Genomic DNA, 25,572 nt, shown 5'->3' on the forward strand with positions numbered 1-25,572 from the left:
GGCCGTGCCATGCCATGCCCGTCCGGCGGACAGGGGTGGTCCCCGGGTGCCCGCCCGCTCGACGGGCTCCCGGGGACCACCCCTGTCGCGGTCCTGTCGCGGTCAGTTCGTGTTGCCGTCGAGCGCCGCCCTGACCAGATCGTCCAGGTCCATCGCGTCGATCGACTCCGCCGGAGCCTCGTCCGCCGTCGCCCCCGGGTGCCCGGCCAGTTGCAGCAGGGGCTCCAGCAACCCGACCTCCCGCAGCCGGGCGAGGGGTACGGAGGTCAGCAGCGCCCGGATCTCGTTCTCCCGCTCGTCGGCGGGGGAACCGCCGCCCGTCTCGGGGACGAGTTCCCGCAGCACATGCTCGGCGAGGGCGACGGGCGTGGGGTGGTCGAAGACGAGTGTGGCGGGCAGGCTCAGCCCGGTGGTCGCGGTGAGCTGGTTGCGCAGCTCGATCGCGGCCAGCGAGTCGAACCCGAGGTCCTTGAACGCCCGGTCGGCGCCGACGGCCTCCGGCCCCGCATACCCCAGCACCGCGGCGACCTGGCCGCGGATCAGGTCCAGCACCATCCGGGGTCGTTCCGCCGCCGACCGTCCGAGCAGCCGCTCCCGCAGTTCGGCCGCGGCCGACGCCTGGTCCCGCGAGGAGACGACGGCGCCCGCGGTCAGCTCCGCGTACCGGGGCAGGTCCCGCAGCAGTGGGCTGGGCCGCGGGGTGGTGAAGGCGTGGATGAACCGGGCCTGGTCGATGTCGGCGACCACGGAGGCGGGTTCCTCGGAGCCCACCGCGATACGCAGGGCCGACAGCGCCGCCTCCGGGGCCATCGCGGCCACCCCGGTGCGGTGCGACGTCTCCTCGGCACGGGCGCTCGCCGCCATGCCGCCACCGGCCCAGGCGCCCCAGGCCACCGAGGTGGCGGGCAGGCCCTGGTCCCGGCGCCGCTCGGCCAGTGCGTCCAACACCGCGTTGGCGGCCGCGTAGTTGGCCTGGCCGGCGTTGCCCACGGCACCGGACGCGGAGGAGAACAGTACGAATGCCGTAAGGTCCAGGTCCCGGGTCAGCTCGTCCAGTACGGCCGCCGACTCCACCTTGGACCGGAACACCGCCTCGAACCGCTGGGGCGACAGACCGTCGAGGACCCCGTCGTCCAGCACCCCCGCCGCGTGCACCACGGCGGTCAGCGGGCACTCGTCGGGGATGCCCGCCAGCAGGTCCGCCATCTGTCGGCGGTCGGCCGCGTCGCAGGACACGATCGACACCCGGGCTCCCAGCCCGGCCAGCTCGGAGCGCAGCTCCTCGGCGCCTTCGGCCTCGGGGCCGCTGCGGCTGGCCAGCAGGATGTGCTCGGCGCCGTCGCTCGCCAGCCACCGGGCGACATGGCCGCCCAGTGTCCCGGTGCCCCCGGTGACCAGCACCGTGCCCGAGGGGATCCAGCCGTCCTCGGGCGGGGCGCCGGCCGGCCGTTGCAGTCGGCGGCCGAACACGCCCGACGCGCGCACCGCGACCTGGTCCTCTGCCGACTCCGTTCCGCCGGGCTGCGCCACCACCCCGGCGAACCGGGCGGCCGTCCGTCCGTCCAGCTCTTCGGGCAGATCGCCCAACCCGCCCCAGCGCCGCGGATGTTCGAGCGCGGCCACCCGGCCGAGCCCCCACACCGCGGCCTGCCGCGGACTGGTCAGCCTCTCCGTCCGGCCGGTCGACACCGCGCCCCGGGTGACACACCACAGCGGGGCCTCGATCCCGGCGTCGCCCAGGGCCTGCACCAGTACGGCGGTCAGGGCGAGTCCCGGCGGGACGACCGGACCCGCGGAGTCGGCCAGGGCGAGCAGCGACACCACGCCGGCCGGCCCGGGCCCCTCGGCGATCAGCTCGCGCAGCCGCTCGGCCACCGCCGTGCGGTCCGGTCCGGCGTCCTCGGTGATCTCCAGCCGTACCACCTCGGTGCCCAGCGCCTCGACCACCGCGTTCACCCAGGGGTCCTCGGCGTGTCCGGCCGGGACCACGGCGAGCCATGTCCCCGAGGGGGCGGCCGGTGCCGGGCCGGTGAGTGGCTTCCAGCCGATCCGGTAGCGCCAGCCGTCCACGACGGACTGCTCGTGGCGCCGACGGCGCCAGGACGAGAGCGCGGGCAGGACCTTCGTCAGCGCCTCGTCCTCGACGTCCAGTGCCGTCGCCAGCGAGGCGATGTCCGCCCGGTCGGCCCGCTCCACGATGGCCCAGAAGTCCGCGTCCGCCGTATCCGGGGCCGTGGCGGCCTCCCGACGGGCTGCGATCTCGGAGTTCTCGGGGTTCTCGGGCCAGAAACGCTGGTGCTGGAAGGGGTAGGTGGGCAGGTCGACCCGTCGGGCCCCGGAGGAGGCGAAGAAGCCCGCCCAGTCGACGCCGACACCGTGCGTGTGCAGCCGGGCCACGGCCGAGACCAGGGCGGTCTCCTCGTCGCGCGTCCTGCGCAACGCGGGTACGAGCAGGGCGTCGGCCGACCGTTCGCCGAGGGTTTCCTGCGCCATGGCGGTCAGTACTGCGTCGGGACCCACCTCCAGGAAGGTGGTGACGCCCTGGGCCGCGAGCAGGCTGACGCCGTCGGCGAACCGCACCGTACGGCGGATGTGCTCCACCCAGTACTCCGGCGCGCACACCCGCTCGGCCGACACCACGTCGCCCGTCAGGTTGGACACCAGCGCGATCCGTGGCGCCTCGATCGACAGGCCTCCGACGATCCGGCCGAACTCGGCCAGCATCGGCTCCATCAGCGCGGAGTGGAACGCATGGCTGACCGTCAGCCGCCTGGCCTTGCGGCCCTGCCCCTCGAACCGGGCCGCCAGGTCCAGTACGGCGCCCTCGTCACCCGCCACGACCACCGACCGCGGACCGTTGACGGCCGCGACCGAAACCCGTTCCCCCAGATGCGGAGCCACCTCCTCCTCGGTGGCCTGCAACGCCACCATCGCTCCCCCGGAGGGCAGTTCCTGCATCAGCCGGCCGCGCGCCGCCACCAGGGCAGACGCGTCCGCCAGCGTGAAGACGCCCGCCACATGGGCCGCCGCGATCTCGCCGATGGAGTGCCCCGCCAGGTAGTCCGGGACGATTCCCCAGGACTCCAGCAGCCGGAACAGCGCCACCTCGACCGCGAACAGCGCGGGCTGGGTCCACCGCGTCTCGTCCAGCAGCTCCGCCTCGGCCGACCCGGCCTCCGCGAACACCACCTCGGCCAGCGGCCGTTCGAGGTGGGCGTCCAGATGGGCGCACACCACGTCGAACGCCTCGGCGAACACCGGGTAGGTCTCGTACAGCTCCCGGCCCATCCCGGCACGCTGGCTGCCCTGGCCCGAGAAGAGGAAGGCGGTCCGGCCCCCGGCCGCGGTGTCCTCGATCACCCGTGGGGACGGGCGTCCATCCGCCACCGCCTCCAGGCCTTCGAGCAACTCGTCACGGTCCGCGCCCAGCACGGCGGCCCGTGCCTCGAAGGCCGACCGGCCGGCGGCCAGCGAGAACGCCAGGTCGGCGAGGCCGAGATCCGGGTCCGTGGCGACCTGGCGGAGCATCAGCCGGGCCTGGTCGCGCAGTGCCTGGGGGGTGCGGGCCGACAGGGCGACGGGCCACAGCGCGTCGTCGCGCCGCGGCGCGCCCGGGGTCCTGACGGGCTCGTCGTCGGGGGCCTGCTCGATGATCGCGTGGGCGTTGGTGCCGCTGGCCCCGAACGAGGAGATCCCGGCCCGGCGCGGCCGCCCGGTCCGCGGCCAGCCGGTGGCCTCGGCGGCCAGTTCCACGGCGCCGGCGGACCAGTCCACATGCGAGGTGGGTGCGTCCAGATGGAGGGTCCTGGGCACCACACCGTGGTGCATCGCCATGACCGTCTTGATCACACCGGCGACGCCCGCCGCCGACTGCGTATGCCCGATGTTGGACTTGACCGAGCCGAGCAGCAGGGGCCGCTCGCGGTCCTGACCGTAGGTGGCCAGCAGCGCCTGGGCCTCGATCGGGTCGCCGAGGGTGGTGCCGGTGCCATGGGCCTCGACCACGTCCACGTCCGCGGGGGACAGCCCGGCGCTCGCGAGGGCGCGGCGGATGACGCGGCGCTGCGAGGGGCCGTTGGGCGCGGTCAGCCCGTTCGAGGCGCCGTCCTGGTTGACCGCCGAGCCGCGCAGGACCGCCAGCACGCGGTGGCCGTTGCGCCGGGCGTCGGACATCCGCTCCACCACGAGCATGCCGACGCCCTCGGACCAGCCCGTGCCGTCCGCGGCCTCGGCGAACGCCTTGCACCTGCCGTCGGCTGACAGGGCGCCCATTTCGCTGAACTCCACGAAACCCACCGGCGTGGACATCACCGTCACCCCACCGGCCAGCGCCAGCGAGCATTCGCCCGAGCGCAGCGCCTGGGCGGCCAGATGCAGGGCCACCAGTGACGAGGAGCAGGCGGTGTCCACGGTCACCGCCGGACCCTCCAGGCCGAAGCTGTAGGAGAGACGGCCGGAGATCAGGCTGGCCGCCTGCGCGGTCTGGGCGTGGCCGCGCTGGTCGGCGGGCGGGCGGTAGTCGCCGCTGGTGGCGCCGACGAAGACGCCCGTGTCGCCACCGCGCAGTGTGTGCGGGTCGACACCGGTCCGCTCCAGCGCCTCCCACGCGGCCTCCAGCACCAGCCGCTGCTGCGGGTCCATCACCATGGCCTCGCGCGGCGCGATGCCGAAGAAGCCCGGGTCGAAGTCGGCGGCGTCGTAGAGGAACCCGCCTGACCGGGCGGTGCTGCGTCCGCGTCCGCCCGGGGTGCCGCCACCCAGCGTGTCGAGGTCCCAGCCGCGGTCGGTGGGCAGGTGGCCGATGGCGTCGGCCTCGTCCACGACCAGCTGCCACAGGTCTTCGGGCGAGCGCACGCCGCCGGGGTAGCGGCAGCTCATGCCGACGATCACGATCGGGTCGTCGGCGGTGCGGGCGGACGGCTCCGTCGTGTCGTCGTCGCCGTCCTGCCCGAGCAGCTCGGCGTGCAGGTGGCCGGCGAGCGCCAGCGGGGTCGGGTGGTCGAAGGCGAGGGTGGTGGGCAGGGGCAGACCGGTGGCCTGGGCCAGCTGGTTGCGCAGGTCCACCGCGGTCAGCGAGTCGAACCCGAGGTCCGAGAAGGCGCGGTCGGCCTCGATCGCCTCGGCACCCAGGTGGCCCAGCACCTCGGCGACCTGGCCGCGCACCAGGTCCAGCAGGACGTGGGAACGCTGGACGCCGGGCAGGCCCAGCAGCCGGGTCCGCAGCGCGGCCGTCGTGCTCGTGGCGCCGGGCCCGCCGGTTTCCCGTCCGGCCGCCGCGGACTCCAGCGCCGTACGGGCCTCGGGCAGCGCGGCGAACAGCGCGCTCGGGCGTACGGCGGTGAACGCCGGGGCGAACCGGTCCCAGGCCACGTCCGCGATCGTCACCGCGCCCCGCTCGCCGTCCACCGCCCGGCCCAGCGCGGTCACCGCGAGCCGCGGCGGCAGGGCGGGCAGTCCGCTGAGCCGCAGATGTGCCGCCATCCCGTCGGGCGTGGCGGTGTCGGACGCCGACCTGGCTGCCCAGGCGCTCCATGCCACCGAGGTGGCCGCGGCCCCGCTCGCCCGGCGCCGGCGGGCCAGCGCTTCGAGGGCGGCGTCCACAGCGGCGTCGGCGGCCCGCCCTGCCACGCCCCATACCCCCGCGACCGAGGTGAGCAGCACGAAGGCGTCCAAGGGCCGGTCGCCCAGCAGCTCGTCGAGGTGTGCCGCGGCCGCGATCCGGTCCACCACCGCCGCTGCGAGCTCTCCGGGTTCGAGCGCGGCGATCCGGTCCATGTCGCCGGGCGGGACGGGCGACAGCTCCGGCTGCCCCGCGTGCACGACCGCGTCCGGCGGGAACTCGTCGAGCAGCGCCGCCAGGGCGGCTCGGTCGGCCGGGTCACACGCCCGCGCGGTCACCCGGGCGCCCGACTCGGCGAGTTCGGCGATCAGTTCGGCGGTGCCGGGTGCGTCGGGGTCCGGCGGGCTGGTCAGCACCAGATGCCCGGCCCCCTCCGCGGCCAGCCACCGGGCGAGCTGCCCGCCGGTCGCACCGGTGCCGCCGGTGATCCAGACGGTGCCCCGCGGCTGCCACCGCCCGTCGGGGACCGGCGCCGCGGCCCGCACCAGACGCCGGCCGAACACCCCGGTGGCGCGCACCGCGACCTGGTCCTCCGCGGGGTCGCCCGCACCGCCTGCCAGTACGGCCGCGAGCCGGGCGCGGGCCCGCTGGTCGAGGGAGCCGGGCAGGTCGACGAGGCCGCCCCAGCGCTCCGGGTGTTCCAGCGCCGCCACCCTTCCCAGGCCCCACACCGCGGCCTGCCCCGGATCCGCCGGAGCGTCACCGCGGCCCACGCTGACCGCGCCCAGGGTCGCGCACCACAGCGGTGCCTCGATGCCCGCGTCGCCCAACGCCTGTATCAGCGTGCAGGTCTGCGTCGGCGCGGTGGACCCGGCCCCGGTCCGCCCGAGGGCGAGCAGGGACAGCACGCCCGCGAACCGGCCCTCGCCATCGCGTACTTCCCCGAGCCGTGCGGCCAGGGCGGCCCGGTCGGCGTCCGCCACCTCGATGCGTACGGGGCCCGATTCCCCCTGGCCCAACGCCTCGGCGACGGCCGCGATCCACTCCTCGTCGACCGCCGCGGCCTCGCCGGTGTCGCCGGTGGCGGGGACCGCCAAGAGCCAGGTCCCCTCCGGGGCGCCGGACGGCGTTCCGGCGAAGGCCGGCCCGGTCAGCGGTGTCCAACTCTCCTCGTAGCGCCAGCCGTCCACGACCGACTCGTCGTGGCGGGACCGGCGCCAGGACGAGAGCGCGGGCAGGACCGCGGTCAGCGAGTCGCCGTCCACCTCCAGCGTGGACGCCAGCGACTCCAGGTCCTCCCGCTCCACGGCCGACCAGAACTCCGCGTCCACCGGGTCGGCCGCCGACGGCCCCGCCGTGCCCGGCGGCAACTCGGGCCAGAACCGCTCACGCTGGAAGGCGTACGTCGGCAGAGTGGTCCGGCGCGCGCCGGTGCCGCCGAAGTACGCCGCCCAGTCCACCGGCACCCCGTGCACATGCAGCGCGCCCAGCACCGCCGTGACCTCGCGCTCCTCGTCGCGGTCCGCGCGCAGCAGTGGGGCCACCAGCGGTTCGGGCCGCTCGTCGGCCAGCGTATGCCGGGCCATCGCGGCCAGCACCCGGTCCGGGCCCAGCTCGACGAAGGCGGTCGCGCCCGCGTCCCGCAGGGTACGTACGCCGTCGGCGAACCGCACGGTCTCCCGCACCTGGCGCACCCAGTAGCCGGGGGAGCACAGCTCCTCGGCCGTGGCGAGACGGCCGGTCAGGGTGGAGACGACGGGGATCCGCGGCTCCTGGTACGCCAGGTGTCCGGCCACCGTGGCGAACGGTTCGAGCATCGGCTCCATCAGCGGCGAGTGGAAGGCGTGCGAGACCCGCAGCCGCCTGGCCCTGCGCCCGCGGGACTCCAGCCGTGCGGCGATCCGTGCCACCGCCTCCTCGTCACCGGCGATCACCGTCGCGGCGGGGCCGTTGACCGCCGCGACGGAGACCAGCTCCCGGTGTCCGGCCAGCAGGGGGGCGACCTCGTCCTCGGCGGCCTCCAGCGAGACCATCGCGCCACCGGACGGCAGCGCCTCCATCAGCCGTGCGCGCGCCGCCACCAGCCGGCACGCGTCGGCGAGCGAGAACACCCCGGCGGCGTGGGCCGCCGCCAGTTCCCCGATGGAGTGGCCGGCGAGCAGGTCCGGTCGTACGCCCCACGACTCCAGCAGCCGGAACAGGGCCACTTCGACGGCGAACAGGGCCGGCTGGGTGTATCCCGTACGGTCCAGCAGCTCCGCCCCGGCCGTCCCGGCGTCGGCGAACATCACCTCCCGCAGCGGGCGGTCCAGCTCCACGTCCAGATGGGCCAGTACGTCGTCCAGTGCGTCGGCGAAGGCCGGGAAGCGGTTGTAGAGCCGCCGTCCCATGCCGGGGCGCTGGCTGCCCTGGCCCGAGAAGAGGAACGCCGTCTTGCCACCGGGGGCGCGTATCACCCCGCGAGCCGCCTCCGTGACCCCGTCGCCCGTGGCCCCGTCGCCCGTGACCAGCAGCACCGCGCGGTGCTCGAACGCCGGGCGGCCGAGGGCCAGCGTGTACCCCACGTCCACGGGGGACGGCCGCGGATCGCTCCCGTCGACGAAACCATCGACAAAAGACCTCAGCCGGTCGAGCTGCGCACTCAAGCCCTGGTCGCCGCGGCCCGAGACCACCCACGGCACCACGGCCGGGACGGGCCCGGTGTCCCTCTCCGCGGGCTCGTGCGGCGCTGGGAGTTCGGCCGCGGGCGCCTGCTCGACGATCACATGGGCGTTGGTGCCGCTGACGCCGAAGGCCGACACACCGGCCCGCCACGGCCGGCCCGTCTCCGGCCACGGCGTGGCCTCGCGTACCAGCGACACCGCGCCCGATGCCCAGTCGACGTGCGAGGACGGCGTGTCCACATGCAGGGTCCGGGGCAGCACACCGTGCCGCATCGCCATGACCATCTTGATCACACCGGCCACCCCGGCCGCGGCCTGAGTGTGGCCGATGTTGGACTTCACGGTGCCCAGCAGCAGCGGTTCCCGGCGCTCTCGGCCGTAGGTGGCGAGCAGGGCGTGTGCCTCGATGGGGTCGCCCAGGGTGGTGCCGGTGCCGTGTGCCTCCACCGCGTCCACGTCCGGGGCCGACAGGCCTGCGTCGGACAGGGCCTGCCGGATCACCCGCTGCTGCGCGGGGCCGTTGGGCGCCGTCAGCCCGTTGGACGCGCCGTCCTGGTTGACCGCGGTGCCGCGCACCAGGCCCCAGACCTCGTGCCCGTTGCGTACGGCGTCCGAGAGCCGCTCCAGGACCAGCACCCCGACGCCCTCGGACCAGGCGGTGCCGTCGGCGGCGTCGGCGAACGCCTTGCACCGGCCGTCCGGGGCCAGTCCGCCCTGCACACTGAACTCGGTGAAGGAGTCCGGGCTCGACATCACCGAGACGCCGCCGGCCAGGACGAGTGAGCACTCACCGCGCCGCAGCGCCTGGGCCGCCCAGTGCAGCGACACCAGCGAGGACGAGCAGGCGGTGTCGACCGTGACCGCCGGTCCTTCGAGCCCCAGGGTGTACGACAGGCGGCCGGACATGACGCTGGCCGTGTTGCCGGTGGCCACGTGTCCGCGCACATCGGCGGTGGCCTTGCGCAGCACGCCCGCGTAGTCCTGCCCATTGGTGCCCACGAAGACGCCCGCGTCGCTGCCCCGGAGCGTGGCGGGGTCGATCCCGGCCCGCTCCAGCGCCTCCCAGGAGGTTTCCAGCAGCAGCCGCTGTTGGGGGTCCATGGCGAGGGCCTCGCGCGGGGAGATGCCGAAGAACGCGGCGTCGAAGTCGCCCGCGTCGGGCAGGAAGCCGCCCTCCCGTGTGGCGGAGTCGCCGCCCGCGAGGGCGTCGAGGTCCCATCCCCGGTCGGTGGGGAACGGGGTGATGCCGTCGCCGCCGTCGGCTAGCAGCCGCCACAGGTCCTCCGGTGACGCCACACCGCCGGGGAACCGGCAGCTGACGCCGACGATGGCGATCGGGTCGTCGGCCACGGAAGGCGCCGCGGAAAGCGCCGGGGCCGTGGAGGTGTCCGCCGCCGCGCCGAGCACCTCGGCGAGCAGGAAGTCCGCCAGCGCGTACGGCGTGGGGTAGTCGTAGACCAGGGAGGACGGCAGGGTGAGCCCGGTCTCCGCCGACAGCGCGTTGCGCAGCTCGACCGTGGTGAGCGAGTCGAAGCCCAGATCCCGGAAGGCCTGATCGGGGGCGATGGCCGCGGTGTCGCCGTGTCCGAGTACGGCGGCCACCCGACCGCGCAGCAGGTCGAGCACGAACGCGCCCCGCTCGGTCTCGGGCAGGCTCGTCAGCCGGCCGCGCAGCCCCTGCCCGGCCGACGGCGCGCCGCCCGGGCCGGTGTCCGTTGCCTCCCGGGCGCGCCGTACCTCCGGCAGGTCCGCCACCAGGGGCGCGGGCCGTGCCGTGGCGAACGCGCCGAGGAAGCGGTCCCAGTCGATGTCGGCGACGGTCAGCACCCGCTCGTCGCGTTCGAGCGCCTGCCGGAGCGCGGCGACGGCCAGCCGCGGGGGCAGCGGCGTGTAGCCGCCCCTGCGGACGCGGCCCTCCAGCGCCGCGCCGTCGGCCACCATCCCGGCCTCGGCCCACGGTCCCCAGGCGATGGACGTGGCGGTCAGACCGCGGGCCCGCCGGTGCTGGGCCAGGGCGTCCAGATAGGCGTTGGCCGCGGCGTAGTTGCCCTGCCCGGGGGCCCCTATGGTGCCGGCGACCGAGGAGAACAGGACGAACGCGGCGAGGTCACGGTCCTCGGTCAGCTCGTCGAGGTTGCGGGCGGCCTGCGCCTTCGACCGCATCACGGCGGTGAACCGGTCCGGGGTGAGGGCGTCCACCACCCCGTCGTCGAGGACGCCGGCGGTGTGGATCACGGCCGTCAGCGGGGTGTCGGCGGGGATCCGGTCCAGCACGGCGGCCAGCGCGTCGCGGTCCGCGGCGTCGCAGGCCTCGATGGTGACCTGGGCGCCGAGCTCGGTCAGCTCCCGGGCGAGCGCGTCAGCGCCCGGCGCGCGCGGCCCCCGGCGGCTGAGGAGCACCAGATGGGCGGCGCCCTCGGCGGCCAGCCATCGGGCGAGGTGCCCGCCGAGCGCGCCGGTGCCACCGGTGATCAGTACGGTGCCGGTCGGGGTGAACTCCCCTGGCTCGACGGCCGGTTCGGCCGCGACTCGGGTCAGCCGCCGTACGTAGCTGCCGGAGGCGCGCACCGCCACCTGGTCCTCGCCGCCGGCCCGGTCCAGCACCCCGGCGAGCCGGCGTGCCGCCTTCGGGTCGGGCTCCGCGGGCAGGTCGACGAGACCGCCCCAGCGCTCCGGGTGTTCCAGCGCCGCCACCCGGCCCAGCCCCCACACCGCGGCCTGCGCGGGATCGAGGACCGGCTCGGAGCGGCCGATCGACACGGCGCCCCGGGTGAGGCACCACAGCGGGGCCTCGATGCCCGCGTCGCCCAGGGCCTGCACCACCGTGGCGGCCCGTGCCGCGGCGGTGGCCGGATACCCCTCGTCCGCGGGCGTGGTGTGCGCGGGCAGCGCCAGGACGCCGGTAAACCCTGCGTCCCCGGTGTTCGCCCGGTCGCTGTCCGCCCGGCTCAGCAGCCCGGCCAGCGTGGCCCGGTCCTCGGCCGCGGACTCGACCAGGACGGTCGGCACAGCGAGGCCGTCGACGACCGAGCGCGCCCACGCGTCCTCGGCCGCGCCGGGCGGCGCCACGACCAGCCAGCGCCCCGCGAGCACGGGCGCCCCGGACGCGTTGCCGGTGACGGGCTTCCAGGTGACGCGGTAGCGCCAGCTGTCGGTGGCGGTCCGGTCGCGACGCTGCCTGCGCCAGGTCGACAGCGCGGGCACCATCGCCGTCAGGACGCCGTCGTCCAGGTCGAGGGCCGAGGCCAGCGACTCCAGGTCGGCCCGCTCCACGGCCGACCAGAACTCGGCGTCCTCGGCCCGCGCCGCGTCGGGCACACCGTCGCCGCCCGCCCCGACGCCGGTCTCGGGCCAGAAGCGGCGACGCTGGAACGCATAGGTGGGCAGGTCGATCCGGTGCGCCCCGGATCCGGCGAAGAAGGCCGTCCAGTCCACGGCCACGCCGTGCGTGTGCAGCCGCGCCAGCGCGGAGACGATCGCGGACACCTCGGCACGGTCCTTGCGGAGCACCGGGAGCAGCGCGCTGGGCCGGTCCGCCAGGCTCTCCTGGGCCATCGCGCTCAGCACCCCGTCGGGGCCCAGCTCCAGGAAGGCGGTGACGCCCTGCCCGGCCAGCCACTCCACCCCGTCGGCGAACCGCACGGTGCGACGGACGTGCTCCACCCAGTACTCCGGCGAGCACACCTCCTCGGCCGAGGCCGGCCCTCCGGTCAGATTCGAGACCAGGGCGATGCGCGGGGCCTGGTACGAAAGCCCCTCCGCCACCTGCCGGAACCCGTCCAGCATCGGCTCCATCAACGGCGAGTGGAAGGCATGGCTGACGGTCAGCCGCGCGGTCTTGCGGCCCTCCTCCGCGAACCGCGCGACGACCCGCGCGACCGCGGACTCCTCGCCTGCCACCACCACCGAGCGGGGCCCGTTCACCGCCGCGATCGACACCCCCTCGGCCAGATGGGGGACGACCTCGTCCTCCGCCGCCTGGAGCGCCACCATGCACCCGCCCGAGGGCAGCCGCTCCATCAGCCGGGACCGTGCCGCCACCAGCGCGCACGCGTCCGCCTGCGACAGCACCCCCGCCACATGCGCGGCCGCGATCTCGCCGATCGAATGCCCCGCCAGATAGTCGGCCGTGATCCCCCAGGACTCGACGAGGCGGTACAGCGCCACCTCGACGGCGAACAGGGCGGGCTGGGTCCAGCCCGTCCGGTCCATGAGCCCCGCTTCCGCCGAGCCCTCCTCGGCGAACAGCACCTCGCGCAGCGGCCGTTCGAGGTGGCCGTCCAGATGCGCGCACATCTCGTCCAGCGCCTCGGCGAACACCGGGAAGGACGCGTACAGCTCCCGGCCCATCCCGGCCCGCTGACTGCCCTGGCCCGAGAAGAGGAAGGCGGTCCGGCCGCCGGCCGCGCCTCCCTGGACGAGCGCGCCGTGCGGGGCGCCGTCGCGCAGCGCGGCGAGACCGCTCAGCAACTCCGCCCGGTCCGCCGCCACGACCGTGGCGCGGCGCTCCAGCGCGGAGCGGGTGGTGGCCAGGGAGAAGGCCACATCCGTCAGGCGCAGTTCGGGCCGTGTCTCCAGCAGAGACAGCAGCCGGGCCGCCTGGGCGGGCAGGGCGTCATCGCCGCGGGCGGACAGGGTGACGGGCACCGGCCTGCCGGGGGTGTACTGCTCGGCAGGCTCCGCGGGCTCCGCCGCCCCGGGTGCCTGTTCGAGCACGGTGTGGGCGTTGGTGCCGCTGAGACCGAAGGAGGAGACGGCCGCCCGCCGGGGATGCCCGCTGGCGGGCCACTCGGCCGGTTCGGTGAGCAGTTCGATGGCGCCGGCCGACCAGTCCACATGGGAGGAGGGCCGGTCGACGTGGAGGGTGGGGGGCAGCAGTCCCCGGCGCATCGCCATGACCATCTTGATCACGCCAGCCACGCCGGAGGCCATCTGGGTGTGGCCGATGTTGGACTTGACCGACCCGAGCAGCAGCGGGCGCTCGCGGTTCTGCCCGTAGGTGGCCAGCAGCGCCTGGGCCTCGATCGGGTCGCCGAGCGCGGTGCCCGTGCCATGGCCCTCGATCGCGTCGACCTCTCCCGCGGTCAGCCGGGCGTTGGCCAGGGCCTGCCGGATCACCCGCTGCTGTGCCGGGCCGTTGGGGGCGGTCAGCCCGTTCGACGCGCCGTCCTGGTTGATCGCGGAGCCGCGCACCAGGGCGAGCACCGGGTGGCCGTTGCGCCGCGCGTCGGACAGCCGCTCGATCAGGACGAGGCCGACGCCCTCGGCCAGGCTCATGCCGTCGGCCGTGTCGGAGTACGCCTTGCACCGGCCGTCGACGGCCATCGCCCGCTGCCTGCTGAAGCCCACGAACGCACTGGGGGTGGCCATGACGCTGACGCCGCCCGCCAGCGCGAGGGAGCTCTCCCCGTCACGCAGCGACTGGCAGGCCAGATGCAGCGCCACCAGCGAGGACGAGCACGCCGTGTCGAGGGTGACCGCAGGGCCCTCGAGCCCGAAGACATAGGACACCCGGCCCGACAGCACGCTGGACAGGGTGCCGGTGATCATGTGGCCCTCGGAGCCCTCGGCGGCCCCCCGTACGCCCGTGGTGTAGTCCTGGTAGCTCGCGCCGATGAACGTCCCGGTGTCGCTGCCGCGCAGCGTGGCCGGGTCGACGCCGGCGCGTTCGAACGCCTCCCAGGCGGTCTCCAGCAGCAGCCGCTGCTGGGGGTCCATCGCCACGGCCTCGCGCGGCGAGATCCCGAAGAACGCGGCGTCGAAGTCGGCCACGTCGTGCAGGAAGCCGCCCTGGGTGGAGTACGTCCTGCCCTTGCGGTCCGGGTCCGGATCGTAGAGGGACTCGGCGTCCCAGCCGCGGTCCGCCGGGAAACCGGTGATGGCATCCCCTCCGCCGACGACGAGATCCCACAGTTCCTCGGGGGAGCCGACGCCTCCCGGGTACCGGCAGCTCATGCCGATGATGGCGATGGGCTCGTCGTCGGCGGCCGCGGCGGGGGCGGGCGCGGCCCCGGCCGGGGCGTCCTGGCCGGCGGCGGTCCGGACCCTCAGATACGCGGCCAGGGCGGCCGGGCTCGGGTGGTCGAAGACCAGGGTGGTCGGCAGCGTCAGGCCGGTGGCGGCGGCGAGCCGGTTGCGCAGGTCCACCGCGGTCAGCGAGTCGAACCCGATGTCGCGGAAGGCCCGTTCCTCCGTGAGCGCCTCCGGCGAGCCGTGTCCCAGGACGGCGGCCGCCTCGGTACGGACCAGGTCCAGCAGCAGCCGGTCCCGCTCGGCGGCGGGCAGGGACAGCAGCCTCGCGGCGAACTCACCGTCGGCGCCACCGGTCGGCTCGGCCGCCTCGGCCCGCAGCCGCACCTCGGGCACCTCGTCGAACAGGCGCGTCGGCCGCACCGAGGTGAAGACCGGGTAGTAGCGCTCCCAGTCGACATCGGCCACGACCAGCGCGGTCTCGTCGTCGTCCAGTGCCTGCCGCAGTCCGGCCAGGGCCGGTTCGGGGTCCATGAAGACCAGGCCGCTGCGGCGGATCTGCTCCGGGTCGACCCGGCCCAGCCGGGTGTCGTCGGACCAGATGCCCCAGGCCACCGACGTGGCGGGCAGCCCTCGGGCGCGGCGGTGGTCGGCGAGCGCGCCGAGGAAGGCGTTGCCCGCCACATAGGCCGCGTGCCGGCCGCTGCCCCAGGTCCCGGCCGTGGACGAGTACAGGACGAGGGCGTCGAGTTCGTCCTCGTCGAGCAGTTCGTCCAGGTGCCGGGCACCGGCCACCTTGGCGCTGATGACCTCGGCGAACTCGGCCATGGTGGTCTCGTCCAGGCTGTGCAGCGCGATGGCCGCGGCCGTGTGTACGGCGGTACGGACCGTACGGCCCTCGGCCTTGAGCCGCGCCAGCAGGGCGGCGAGCGCCGCGCGGTCCGCGACGTCACACGCCGCGACCTCGGCCTCGACGCCCAGCTCGGCCAGTTCGGCCACGAGCGCGGGCGCGCCGGGCGCGGCCATGCCCCGCCTGCTGGTCAGCACGATGTGCTCGGCCCCCTGCCCGGCCAGCCAGCGGGCCAGATGCGGCGCCAGTGTCCCGGTGCCGCCGGTGATCAGCGTGGTCCCGCGCGGGGTCCAGGGCCTGTCCGGTTCGGTGTCACCCGCGGGCGCGCGTACGACACGCCGGGCCAGCACACCGGAGGCGCGGATGGCGAGTTGGTCCTCGCCGGTGGCTCCCGCCAGGACCGCCGCCAGCCGCTGGGCGGCGCGCTGGTCGAGGGTCTCGGGCAGATCGACCAGGCCGCCCCAGCGGTCGGAATGCTCGAGCGCGGCCGTCCAGCCGACGCCGAGCACCTGGGCCTGGACGGGGCTCACCACGCGGTCGGAGCGTCCGGTGGACACCGCGCCCCGGGTGAGGCACCACAGCGGCGCCTCGACGCGAGCGTCGCCGAGGGCCTGGACCAGGGCGACGGTCAGGGCGAGGCCGGCGGCCAGCGCGGGGTGGCCGCTGTGCGGTTCCTCGGCGGTGGCGAGCAGGGAGACGACCCCGGCGAAGTCCTGGGAACCGTCCTCGGCCCCTTCCCCGGTGCCCTCCCCCGTGCTGTCGCCGGGGGCCGCCCTGAGGCCGTCGAGGCGCGCCGCCAGCACGGCACGGTCGGCGCAGGATTCGTCCAGCGTCAGCCGGCGTACGGCCGCGCCGTGTTTGCCGAGCGCGGCCGTCACGGCGTCGGCGGCGGTGGCTGCGTCGGGCGCGCCGTCGGCGGTGACGACCAGCCAGGTGCCGGACAGGGACGCGGTGGGCACACCGCGCAGCGGGCGCCAGGCGACCCGGTACCGCCAGCTGTCCACGGTGGCCCGGTCCTGGCGCCGCCGGCGCCAGGACGACAGTGCGGGCAACACCGCGGCCAGCGAGGTCTCGTCGATGTGCAGGGCGGAGGTCAGGGAGGCGAGGTCCTCCCGCTCGACCGCGGTCCAGAAACGGGTGTCCTCCGGGTCCGCCCGGCCGTCCGGATCCGGCCCGGCGGGCAGGGCCCAGAAGTGCTCCCGCTGGAACGCGTAGGTGGGCAGCTCCACATGCTGTGCGCCGCGGCCCGCGAACGTTCCCGGCCAGTCGGCCGGCACGCCGCGCACGAACGCCTGGGCCAGCGAGGTGAGGAAGCGGTCGAGACCGCCGTGGTCGCGGCGCAGCGTGCCGCAGACGACGGCCTGGCAGTCGGTGTCGTCCACCGTCTCCTGGACCCCGAGGGTGAGCACAGGGTGGGAGCTGATCTCGATGAACGCCCGGTGTTCCTGGGCCAGCAGGGCCCGGATGGCCGGCTCGAAGCCCACCGTCTGCCGCAGATTGCGGTACCAGTAGCCGGCGTCCATGCCCGCGGTGTCGAGCCAGTCACCGGTCACCGTGGAGAAGAACGGCACCTCACAGGCGCGCGGGCACAGCGGCGCCAGTCGCTCCAGCAGTTCCCCGTGAACCTCCTCAACGTGAGCGGAGTGCGAGGCGTAGTCCACGGCGATCCGCCGCACCCGTACGTCCTCGCCCGTCAACTCCTCGATCAGCTCGTCCAGCGCCTCCCGGTCACCCGACACCACCACCGACCGCGGCCCGTTGACAGCGGCGACCGACACCCGGCCGGCCCAGCGCTCCAACCGCGACTCCACCTCGGCCACCGGCAGCGGCACCGACGCCATACCCCCAGCACCCGCAAGCCGACCTGCGATCGCCTGACTCCGCAACGCCACCACCCGAGCGCCGTCCTCCAACGACAGCGCACCCGCCACACACGCCGCCGCGATCTCACCCTGAGAGTGACCCACCACCGCATCCGGCTCCACACCACAAGAACGCCACACCGCAGCCAGCGACACCATCACCGCCCACGACACCGGCTGCACCACATCCACCCGCTCCAACGACACAGCACCCTCGACCTGCCGCACCACATCCATCAACGACCAGTCGACAAACGGCGCCAGAGCCGCGGCACACTCCCCCAACCGCTCCCCGAACACCGGGGACTCATCCAGCAGCCGGGCCCCCATACCCGCCCACTGCGAACCCTGCCCCGGGAAGACAAACACCGACCTCCCCTCCACATCGGCGACCCCGCGCACCACCGCGGCCGACGAGGTGCCCTTCGCGAGCGCCTCCAGTTCCCGCCGGAAGTCCTCGGTGCTCTCGCCGACGACCACGGCCCGGTGTTCGAACAGCGACCGCGAGGTGACCAGCGAATACGCGATGTCGGCCGGTGTGGTCCAGGGGTGGCCGTCCAGGTGGGAGAGCAGGTTGGCGGCCTGCTCCCGCAGCGCGGCGGCGCCGCGGGCCGACAGCACCCATGACAGGGCCCCCGCGCCCTGCTCGACCGGGTCTTCGGCGGGGGTCCGCGGCGGGGTCGCGGGCGCCTGCTCGAGCACGGCGTGCGCGTTGGTGCCGCTCACGCCGAACGAGGACACGGCGCAGCGGCGCGGCGCTCCGGAGTCCGGCCATGCGACAGGGTCGGACAGCAGCGCCACCGTGCCGGGTGACCAGTCGATATGGGACGACGGTTGCTCGGCGTGCAGGGTTTTGGGCAGCAGTCCGTGGCGCATCGCCATGACCATCTTGATCACGCTTGCCACACCGGCCGCGGACTGGGTGTGCCCGATGTTGGACTTCACCGAGCCCAGCAGCAGCGGCCGGTCCGCGGCGCGGTCCTCGCCGTAGACCGCCTGGAGCGCCTGGACCTCGATCGGGTCGCCCAGCGACGTGCCGGTGCCGTGCGCGTCGACTGCGTCCACGTCGCCCGCCGACAGGCGCGCGTTGGCCAGGGCCTGCCGGATGACCCGTTGCTGGGACGGTCCGTTGGGCGCGGTGAGACCGTTGGAGGCGCCGTCCTGGTTGACCGCCGAACCGCGGACCAGCGCGAGTACCGGGTGCCCGTGGCGCCGGGCGTCGGAGAGCCGCTCGACCAGCAGGACTCCGACGCCCTCGGCCAGGGTCATGCCGTCGGCCGTGTCGGAGAACGCCTTGCACCGGCCGTCCGCGGCCAGCGCCCGCTGGCGGCTGAAGGCGAGGTACGAGGCGGGCGTGGCCATCACGGTCGCGCCGCCCACCAGGGCGAGCGAGCTCTCCCCCTCGCGCAGCGACCGGCACGCCAGGTGCAGGGCCACCAATGACGACGAACACGCGGTGTCCACGGTGACGGCGGGGCCTTCGAGTCCGAACACATAGGACAGCCGGCCGGAGAGCACGCTGGGGCTGCTTCCGGTGACCATGTGGCCCTCGGTGCCGTCCGCGACACCGGTGCCGTAGTCCTGGAAGGTCGATCCGATGAAGCTGCCGGTGAGGCTGGAGCGCAGTGACCGCGGGTCGATGCCGGCCCGTTCGAAACTCTCCCAGGCCGTCTCCAGCAGCAGCCGCTGCTGCGGGTCCATGGACAGCGCCTCACGCGGCGAGATCCCGAAGAACGCCGGGTCGAACTCCCCCGCCTCGTGCAGGAAGCCGCCCAGTGTCGAGTACGTCCTGCCCGCCCGGTCGGGGTCGGGGTCGTACAGCGCGGCGGTGTCCCAGCCGCGGTCGGCGGGGAACTCCGAGATGGCGTCGGTCCCGTCGGCCACGAGCTGCCACAGCTGTTCGGGGGAGCGTACGCCGCCGGGGAAGCGGCAGCTCATCCCGACGATGGCGATCGGCTCGTCGTCGTACGCCGAGGAGAGCGCCACGGGCCCGGCGCCGGCCGCCCCGGTGCCGAGGATCAGCGTGCGCAGATGCCGGGCCAGGGCCAGGGGGCTCGGGTAGTCGAAGGCCGTGGTGCTCGGCAGGCTCAGGCCGGTCTGGGTGACCAGCCGCTTGCGCAGCTCCACCGCGGTCAGCGAGTCGAACCCCAGGTCGCGGAAGGCACGCTCTTCGGGTACCCCGTCGGCGGAGGCGTGCCCGAGCACGGCGGCCGCCTCGCCGCGGACCAGGCTCGTCAGCAGCCGCTCCTGCTCCGCCTCGGTGCGCCCGCGCAGTCGTCGGGCCAGCTCCGGCGCGCCGTCCGCGGCCTCGGACGCGGACCGCTGCCCCGCCTGCGCCTGCTCCCGGGCCTCGGGCAGGTCGCCGAGCAGCGGGCTCGGCCGTACGGAGGTGAAGACGGGGAGGTACCGGTCCCAGTCGACGTCGGCGACGGTCACGGTCGCGTCGCCGTGCACCACGGCGCGGCGCAGTTCGGCCATGGCCCGCTCGGGCGCCAGGAACCGCAGGCCGCGCCGTTTGAGCCCGTCCGCCATCGCGTCGTGGGTGGCCATGCCGGACTCGGCCCACGGGCCGAAGGCCACGGAGGTGGCCGCGAGTCCGCGGGCGCGGCGGTGTTCCGCCAGCGCGTCCAGGTAGGCGTTCGCCGCGCCGTAGGCGCTCTGGCCGCCGCTTCCCCACACTCCCGCGATGGAGCCGAACAGCACGAACAGATCCAGGTCGCGGTCGCCCAGCAGGGCGTCGAGGTGGGCGGCCCCGGCCAGTTTCGCCGCGACGGCCTCCTCGAACTCCTCGGGTGCCATGCCCTCCAGAGGTGTGGTCGAGGCGACACCCGCGGTGTGCACGACCCCGGTGAGCGGGGAGTCGGCGGGAAGGTCCGCGAGGGCGGCGGCCAGCGCGTCGCGGTCGGCGGCGTCGCAGGCCACGATCCGCACCCCGGCCCCCAGGGCCTCGAGTTCGGCGCGCAACTCGTCCGCGCCGGGGGCCTGTGTGCCCCGGCGGCTCGTCAGCACCAGGTGTTCGGCGCCGGCGCGCGCCAGCCACCGGGCGACCTCGGCCCCCAGGGCGCCGGTGCCGCCGGTGACCAGGACGGTGCCGCGCGCGGTGAAGTCGCGAGGGGCGGGCAGGTCGTCCACCGTGCGGTGGGTCAGCCTGCGGGCGGACACTCCGGTGGCGCGGATCGCCACCTGGTCCTCGTCGCGGTGGACGGAGTCGGGCGCGGTGGATCCGGCCAGCACGCTCACGAGCCGCTGGGCCGCGGGCCGGTCGAGCACCTCGGGCAGGTCGACCAGTCCGCCCCACCGCGCGGGGTGTTCCAGGGCGGCGGCTCGTCCCAGGCCCCAGATCGCCGCCTGGAGCGGGCCGACGACCGGGTCGGACGGCCCGGTGGACACGGCGCCCCGCGTGGCGTTCCACAGCGGGGCGGTGACGCCGAGGTCGCCGAGCGCCTGCACCAGGGCGACGGTGAGCGCCAGACCGGCGGGCAGGGCCGGATGCGCGGGGGCGGGGCGCTCGGCGGCGGCCAGCAGCGAGAGCACTCCGGACACCTCGTCGAGGCGCACCCCGTCCTCGGCGCCTTCCGCCCCTGGAGCGTCCCCCTGAACGTCTCCTCGAACGTCCCCGAGCCGTGCGGCCAGGACGGCGCGGTCGCCGCACGCGTCGTCCAGGACCACCCGGTGGACACGAGCCCCGTGTGCGCGCAGCGCGTCCACCACGTCGTCCTCGAACGGGTCGTCGGGCGCGCCGTCCGCGGTCACGACCAGCCAGGTGCCGACCGCCACCGGTGCCGTGGACACCCGCAGCGGCTTCCACTCCACCTGGTACCGCCAGGAGTCCAGCACGGCCTTCTCATGCCGGTTCTGACGCCATGAGGAGAGCGCGGGCAGCAGGGCGTAGAGCGACGCGTGGTGTTCGTCCTCCAGCCCCAGCACCGTGGCCAGTTCCGCGGCGTCCCTGCGCTCGACCGCGCTCCACAGCCGCTCGTCCGCCGGATCCGCGACCGCCTCCGGGCTCGTGCGCGCGGCGGTGTCGGGCCAGTAGAAGTCGTGTTGGAAGGCGTACGTCGGCAGATCGACACGGCGTGCTCCGCGGCCGCCGAAGTACCCGGGCCAGTCCACGCGCACCCCGCGGACGTGCAGCCTGGCCAGGGCCGCCGCGGCCGTCAGGTCCTCGGCGCGGTCGGCCCGCAGCGCCGGCACCGCCTCGGCCGTGGACTCCGCGCCGAGCGTGTCCTCAGCCATCGCGGACAGGACGCCGTCCGGGCCGAGTTCGAGGAAGGTCGTCGCGCCCGCATCGCGCAGGGTGCGCACGCCGTCGGCGAAGCGGACCGTCCCGCGGACGTGTTCCACCCAGTAGTCCGGGGAGCAGATCTCTTCCTCGGTGACGATCCCGCCGGTCACGTTCGACACGATCGGGATGGCCGGCGCCGCGTAGGCCAGGCCCCGTGCCACTTCGCCGAAGCCGTCGAGCATGGCGTCCATGCGGGGCGAGTGGAAGGCATGGCTGACCCGGAGCCGCCGGGTCTTGCGGCCCAGGTCGCGGAAGTGTGCCGCGACCTCGAGAACCGCCGCCTCGTCACCGGAGAGGACCAGCGCGGACGGACCGTTCACCGCGGCGACCGCGAGCTCGTGGTCCCGGCCGGCCAGCAGCGGTGCCACCTCCTCCTCGGTGGCCTGTACGGACACCATCGCCCCGCCGTCAGGCAGGGCCTGCATCAGCCGGGCCCGCGCGGCCACCAGGGCGCAGGCGTCCTGGAGGGTCAGCACACCGGCGGCGTGGGCCGCCGCCAGCTCGCCGATCGAGTGGCCCGCGACGTAGTCGGGTTCGACGCCCCACGAGAGCATGAGCCGGAAGAGCGCCACCTCGACGGCGAACAGGGCGGGTTGCGTCCAGCCGGTCCGGTCCAGCAGTTCGGCCTCGGGCGTGCCCTCGTCGGCGAACAGCACCTCGCGCAGGGGGCGGTCCAGGTACGGGTCCAGCCGGTCGCAGACCTCGTCCAGCGCCCGGGCGAACACCGGGAACCGCGCGTACAGCTCCCGGCCCGCCCGGGGCCGCTGGCTGCCCTGGCCGGAGAAGAGCAGCGCCAGCTTGTCCGTGCCTCCCGCCTCGCCCTCGATCACGGCGGGGTCGGGGCGGCCCTCGGCGAGCGCGGCCAGCGCGCGTAGCAGCCCGGACCGGTCCGGCGCGACCACCGCGGCGCGCTGCTCGAAGGCCGAGCGGGTGGTGGCGAGCGAGAGCGCGACATCGGTGGCGTCCAGGCCGGGGTCGGCGTCCGCGCGGGATGCCAGGCGGGCGGCCTGGGCCCGCAGCGCCGCGCGGCCGCGGCCGGAGAGCAGCCAGACGACGGCACCGTGGCCGCCGTCCCGGGGTGCGGCCTCCTCGGGCTCGGGGCTCGACGGCGCGGGCTGTTCGACGATCAGGTGGGCGTTGGTGCCGCTGATCCCGAACGAGGACACCCCCGCCCGGCGCACCCGGCCCGTCGACGGCCACTCCACCGCCCGGGTGAGCAGCTCGACCGCGCCCGTCTCCCAGTCCACATGCGACGACGGCGCGTCCACGTGCAGCGTGCCCGGAAGCACACCGTGCCGCATGGCCATCACCATCTTGATCACACCCGCCACACCCGCCGCGGCCTGCGTATGACCGATGTTCGACTTCACCGACCCCAGCCACAACGGCCGGTCCCCGTCCCGGTCCCGCCCGTAGGTGGCCAGCAGCGCCTGCGCCTCGATGGGATCACCCAGGGTGGTGCCCGTGCCATGCGCCTCCACCGCGTCCACGTCCGAGGCCGACAGACCGCCACTCGCCAGCGCCTGCCGGATCACCCGCTGCTGCGACGGACCGTTCGGCGCCGTCAGACCGTTCGACGCGCCGTCCTGGTTCACCGCGGAACCCCGCACCACAGCGAGCACCTCGTGCCCGTTACGGCGGGCGTCGGACAGCCGCTCCAACACCACCACGCCCACGCCCTCGGACCAGCCCACACCATCGGCCGACTCCGCGAACGCCTTGCACCGCCCATCCGGCGACAACCCCCGCTGCCGCGAGAACTCGATCAACGACGCCGGTGTCGACATCACCGTGACACCGCCGGCGAGCGCGAGCGAGCATTCGCCCTCCCGCAGCGCCTGCGCCGCCAGGTGCATGGCCACCAGCGAGGACGAACACGCGGTGTCCACGGTCACCGCCGGGCCCTCCAGGCCCAGCGTGTACGACACCCGGCCCGAGGCCACGCTCGGGGAGGTGCCGCTGCCCAGGAAGCCCTCGAAGTCTCCGCCGCCCGCGAGCACGGTGCCGTAGTCGTTGTACATCACCCCCGTGAACACGCCGGTCCGGCTGGAGCGCAGCGACACCGGGTCGATCCCGGCCCGTTCGACCGCCTCCCAGGAGGTCTCCAGCAGCAACCGCTGCTGGGTGTCGGTGGCCAGCGCCTCGCGCGGGCTCATGTTGAAGAAGGCCGCGTCGAACTCGCCCGCGTCGTGGAGGAATCCGCCCCCACGGGTGTACGTGGTGCCGTGGTGGTCGGGGTCCGGGTCGTAGAGCGTCTCCAGGTCCCAGCCGCGGTTGGCGGGGAGCCCGGAGATCGCGTCGGTGCCCTCGCTGACCAGCCGCCACAGATCCTCGGGCGAGCCGACGCCGCCCGGATAACGGCAGCCCATCCCCACGATGACGACGGGGTCCTCGGCAGCCGTGACGGGATTCGGCCGTGCCGGGTCGGGGGCTGCCGCGGCACGGCTGCCGAGGAGTTCGTCGAATACGTCGAGTACATGGACGGCGAGCGCGGTGACCGTGGGGTAGTCGAAGACGGCGGTGGCCGAGGTGCGCAGCCCGGTGGCCGCGCTCAGCCGGTTGCGCAGCTCGATCGCGGTCAGCGAGTCGAACCCCAGGTCCTGGAAGGCACGGTCCGGGTCCACGGCCTCGGGACCCGGGTGGCCGAGCACGCCGGCGACCTGGGCCCGGACCAGGTCCACCACGGTCCGGGTGCGCTGATCGCCGTCCAGCCGGGCGAGCCGCTGCGCCAGCCCCGAGGCGGCGCCCGAGCCCGCCACCACCGCCCGGCGGTGGGCCTTGCGGATCAGCCCGCGCAGCAGATGCGGTATGTCGGCGGAGGCACGCAACGCCGCCAGGTCGAACCGTACCGGCAGCAGGACGGGGTGGCCGCCCGAGACCGCGGTGTCGAACAGGGCGAGGCCCTGCTCGGGCGAGAGGGCGGGGGTACCCATCCGCGCCAGCCGCCGCAGGTCCGCCTCGGTGAGGGAGCCGGTCATCCCGTCCGAAAGGGCCCACGGCCCCCAGGCCAGGGACTGGGCGGGCAGGCCCCGGGACCTCCGGTGGCGGGCGAGCGCGTCCAGGAACGCGTTGGCCGCCGCGTAGTTGCCCTGACCGGCGGTGCCGACGGTGCCGGCCAGCGACGAGAAGACGATGAACGCGCTCAGCTCAAGACCGTCGGTCGCCTGGTGCAGGGCCCAGGCCGCGTCGGCCTTGGGCCGCAGCACGGTGTCCATACGTTCGGCCGTCAGCGAGCCGATCATGCCGTCGTCGAGCACTCCGGCCGCGTGGACGACCGCGGTCAGCGGATGCTCGGCGGGGACCCGCGCCAGCACGGCGGCCAGCGCGGCGGGATCGGCCGCGTCACAGGCCACGACGGTCGCGTCCGCCCCGTGGCCGGCGAGGTCGGCGACCAGCTCGGCGGCGCCCTCGGCCGCGCCGCCGCGGCGGCTGAGCAGCAGCAGATGGCGTACGCCGCGCTCGGCGGCCAGATGCCGGGCGAACAGGGCGCCCAAACCGCCGGTGCCGCCGGTGATCAGGACCGTGCCCTCGGTGTTCCAGCCGGTCGCCGGATCCGGCGCGTTGGGCGTGTCTGCCGCGTGCGCGGTGACCCGGGCGAGCCGCGGCGCCAGCACGGTGCCGCGGCGGACGGCCAGTTGGGGTTCATCGGCCGCCAGCGCCCGCACGGGCACGACCGCTGAGGGATCCTCGGGGTCCAGGTCCAGCAGGGTGAACCGGCCGGGCGCCTCGGCCTGTGCGGAACGCACCAGGCCCCAGACGGCCGCCGCGGCGAGGTCGAGGACCGCGTCGGCGTCTTCACCGTGAGATTCCCCGAACGCGGCTTCTCCGCGGTCGGCGGCCACCGCCCCCCGGGTCACGAAGACCAGCCGGGCGCCCGCCGGCCCCTCCTCGGCCGACCGGACACGCAGCAGGTCCAGCGCCCGTGTCGTCAGCGTACGGACCGCGTCGGACATCTCCCCGGCGGTCTCGCCGAGGAGCGGGACCAGCACCGCACCGGGCGGTGCGGCATCCGGGTCGGCCAGGGCGGCCGGGTCGTCGTGGACCTCCGCCTCGGTGCCGGCGGTTCGCAGGGCCTCGGCGAGCCCCAGGACATCCGGCCCGAGCACCACCACGGGCCCGGGGACGGCTCCCGCTGGTGTCCCGTCCGTCGCCGAGGCGGGCAACGGCGTCCAGTCCACACGGAACAGCGAGTCCCGCCCGGCCGCGGCCCCGCCGCCGGGACCGCCGGCCGGCAGGGCGCGCAGCGTCAGCGCCTCAACCGAGGCGACGGGTTGTCCGGAGGGATCCGCGGCCGCGATCGACAGGCTGCCGTCCTCGGCCCGGGACATCCGTACCCGTATCTCGGACGCGCCGGTCGCGTGCAGGGACACGCCCTCCCAGGA

At 75.1% G+C, this 25,572-nt stretch carries 1 protein-coding gene (running past one end of the window); it reads right to left on the reverse strand.

The window, feature by feature from the left end:
• Positions 1–102: 102 nt before the first annotated feature.
• On the reverse strand, positions 103–25,572 hold the 3' portion of the coding sequence (locus tag ACWY4P_RS02130; protein WP_456208363.1) for a type I polyketide synthase. It continues 3,561 nt past the right edge of the window; only the last 25,470 of its 29,031 coding nucleotides appear in the window; its start codon lies off the right edge, out of view; it ends in the stop codon at positions 103–105.

Source organism: Streptomyces sp. LZ34 (genome assembly GCF_053890475.1).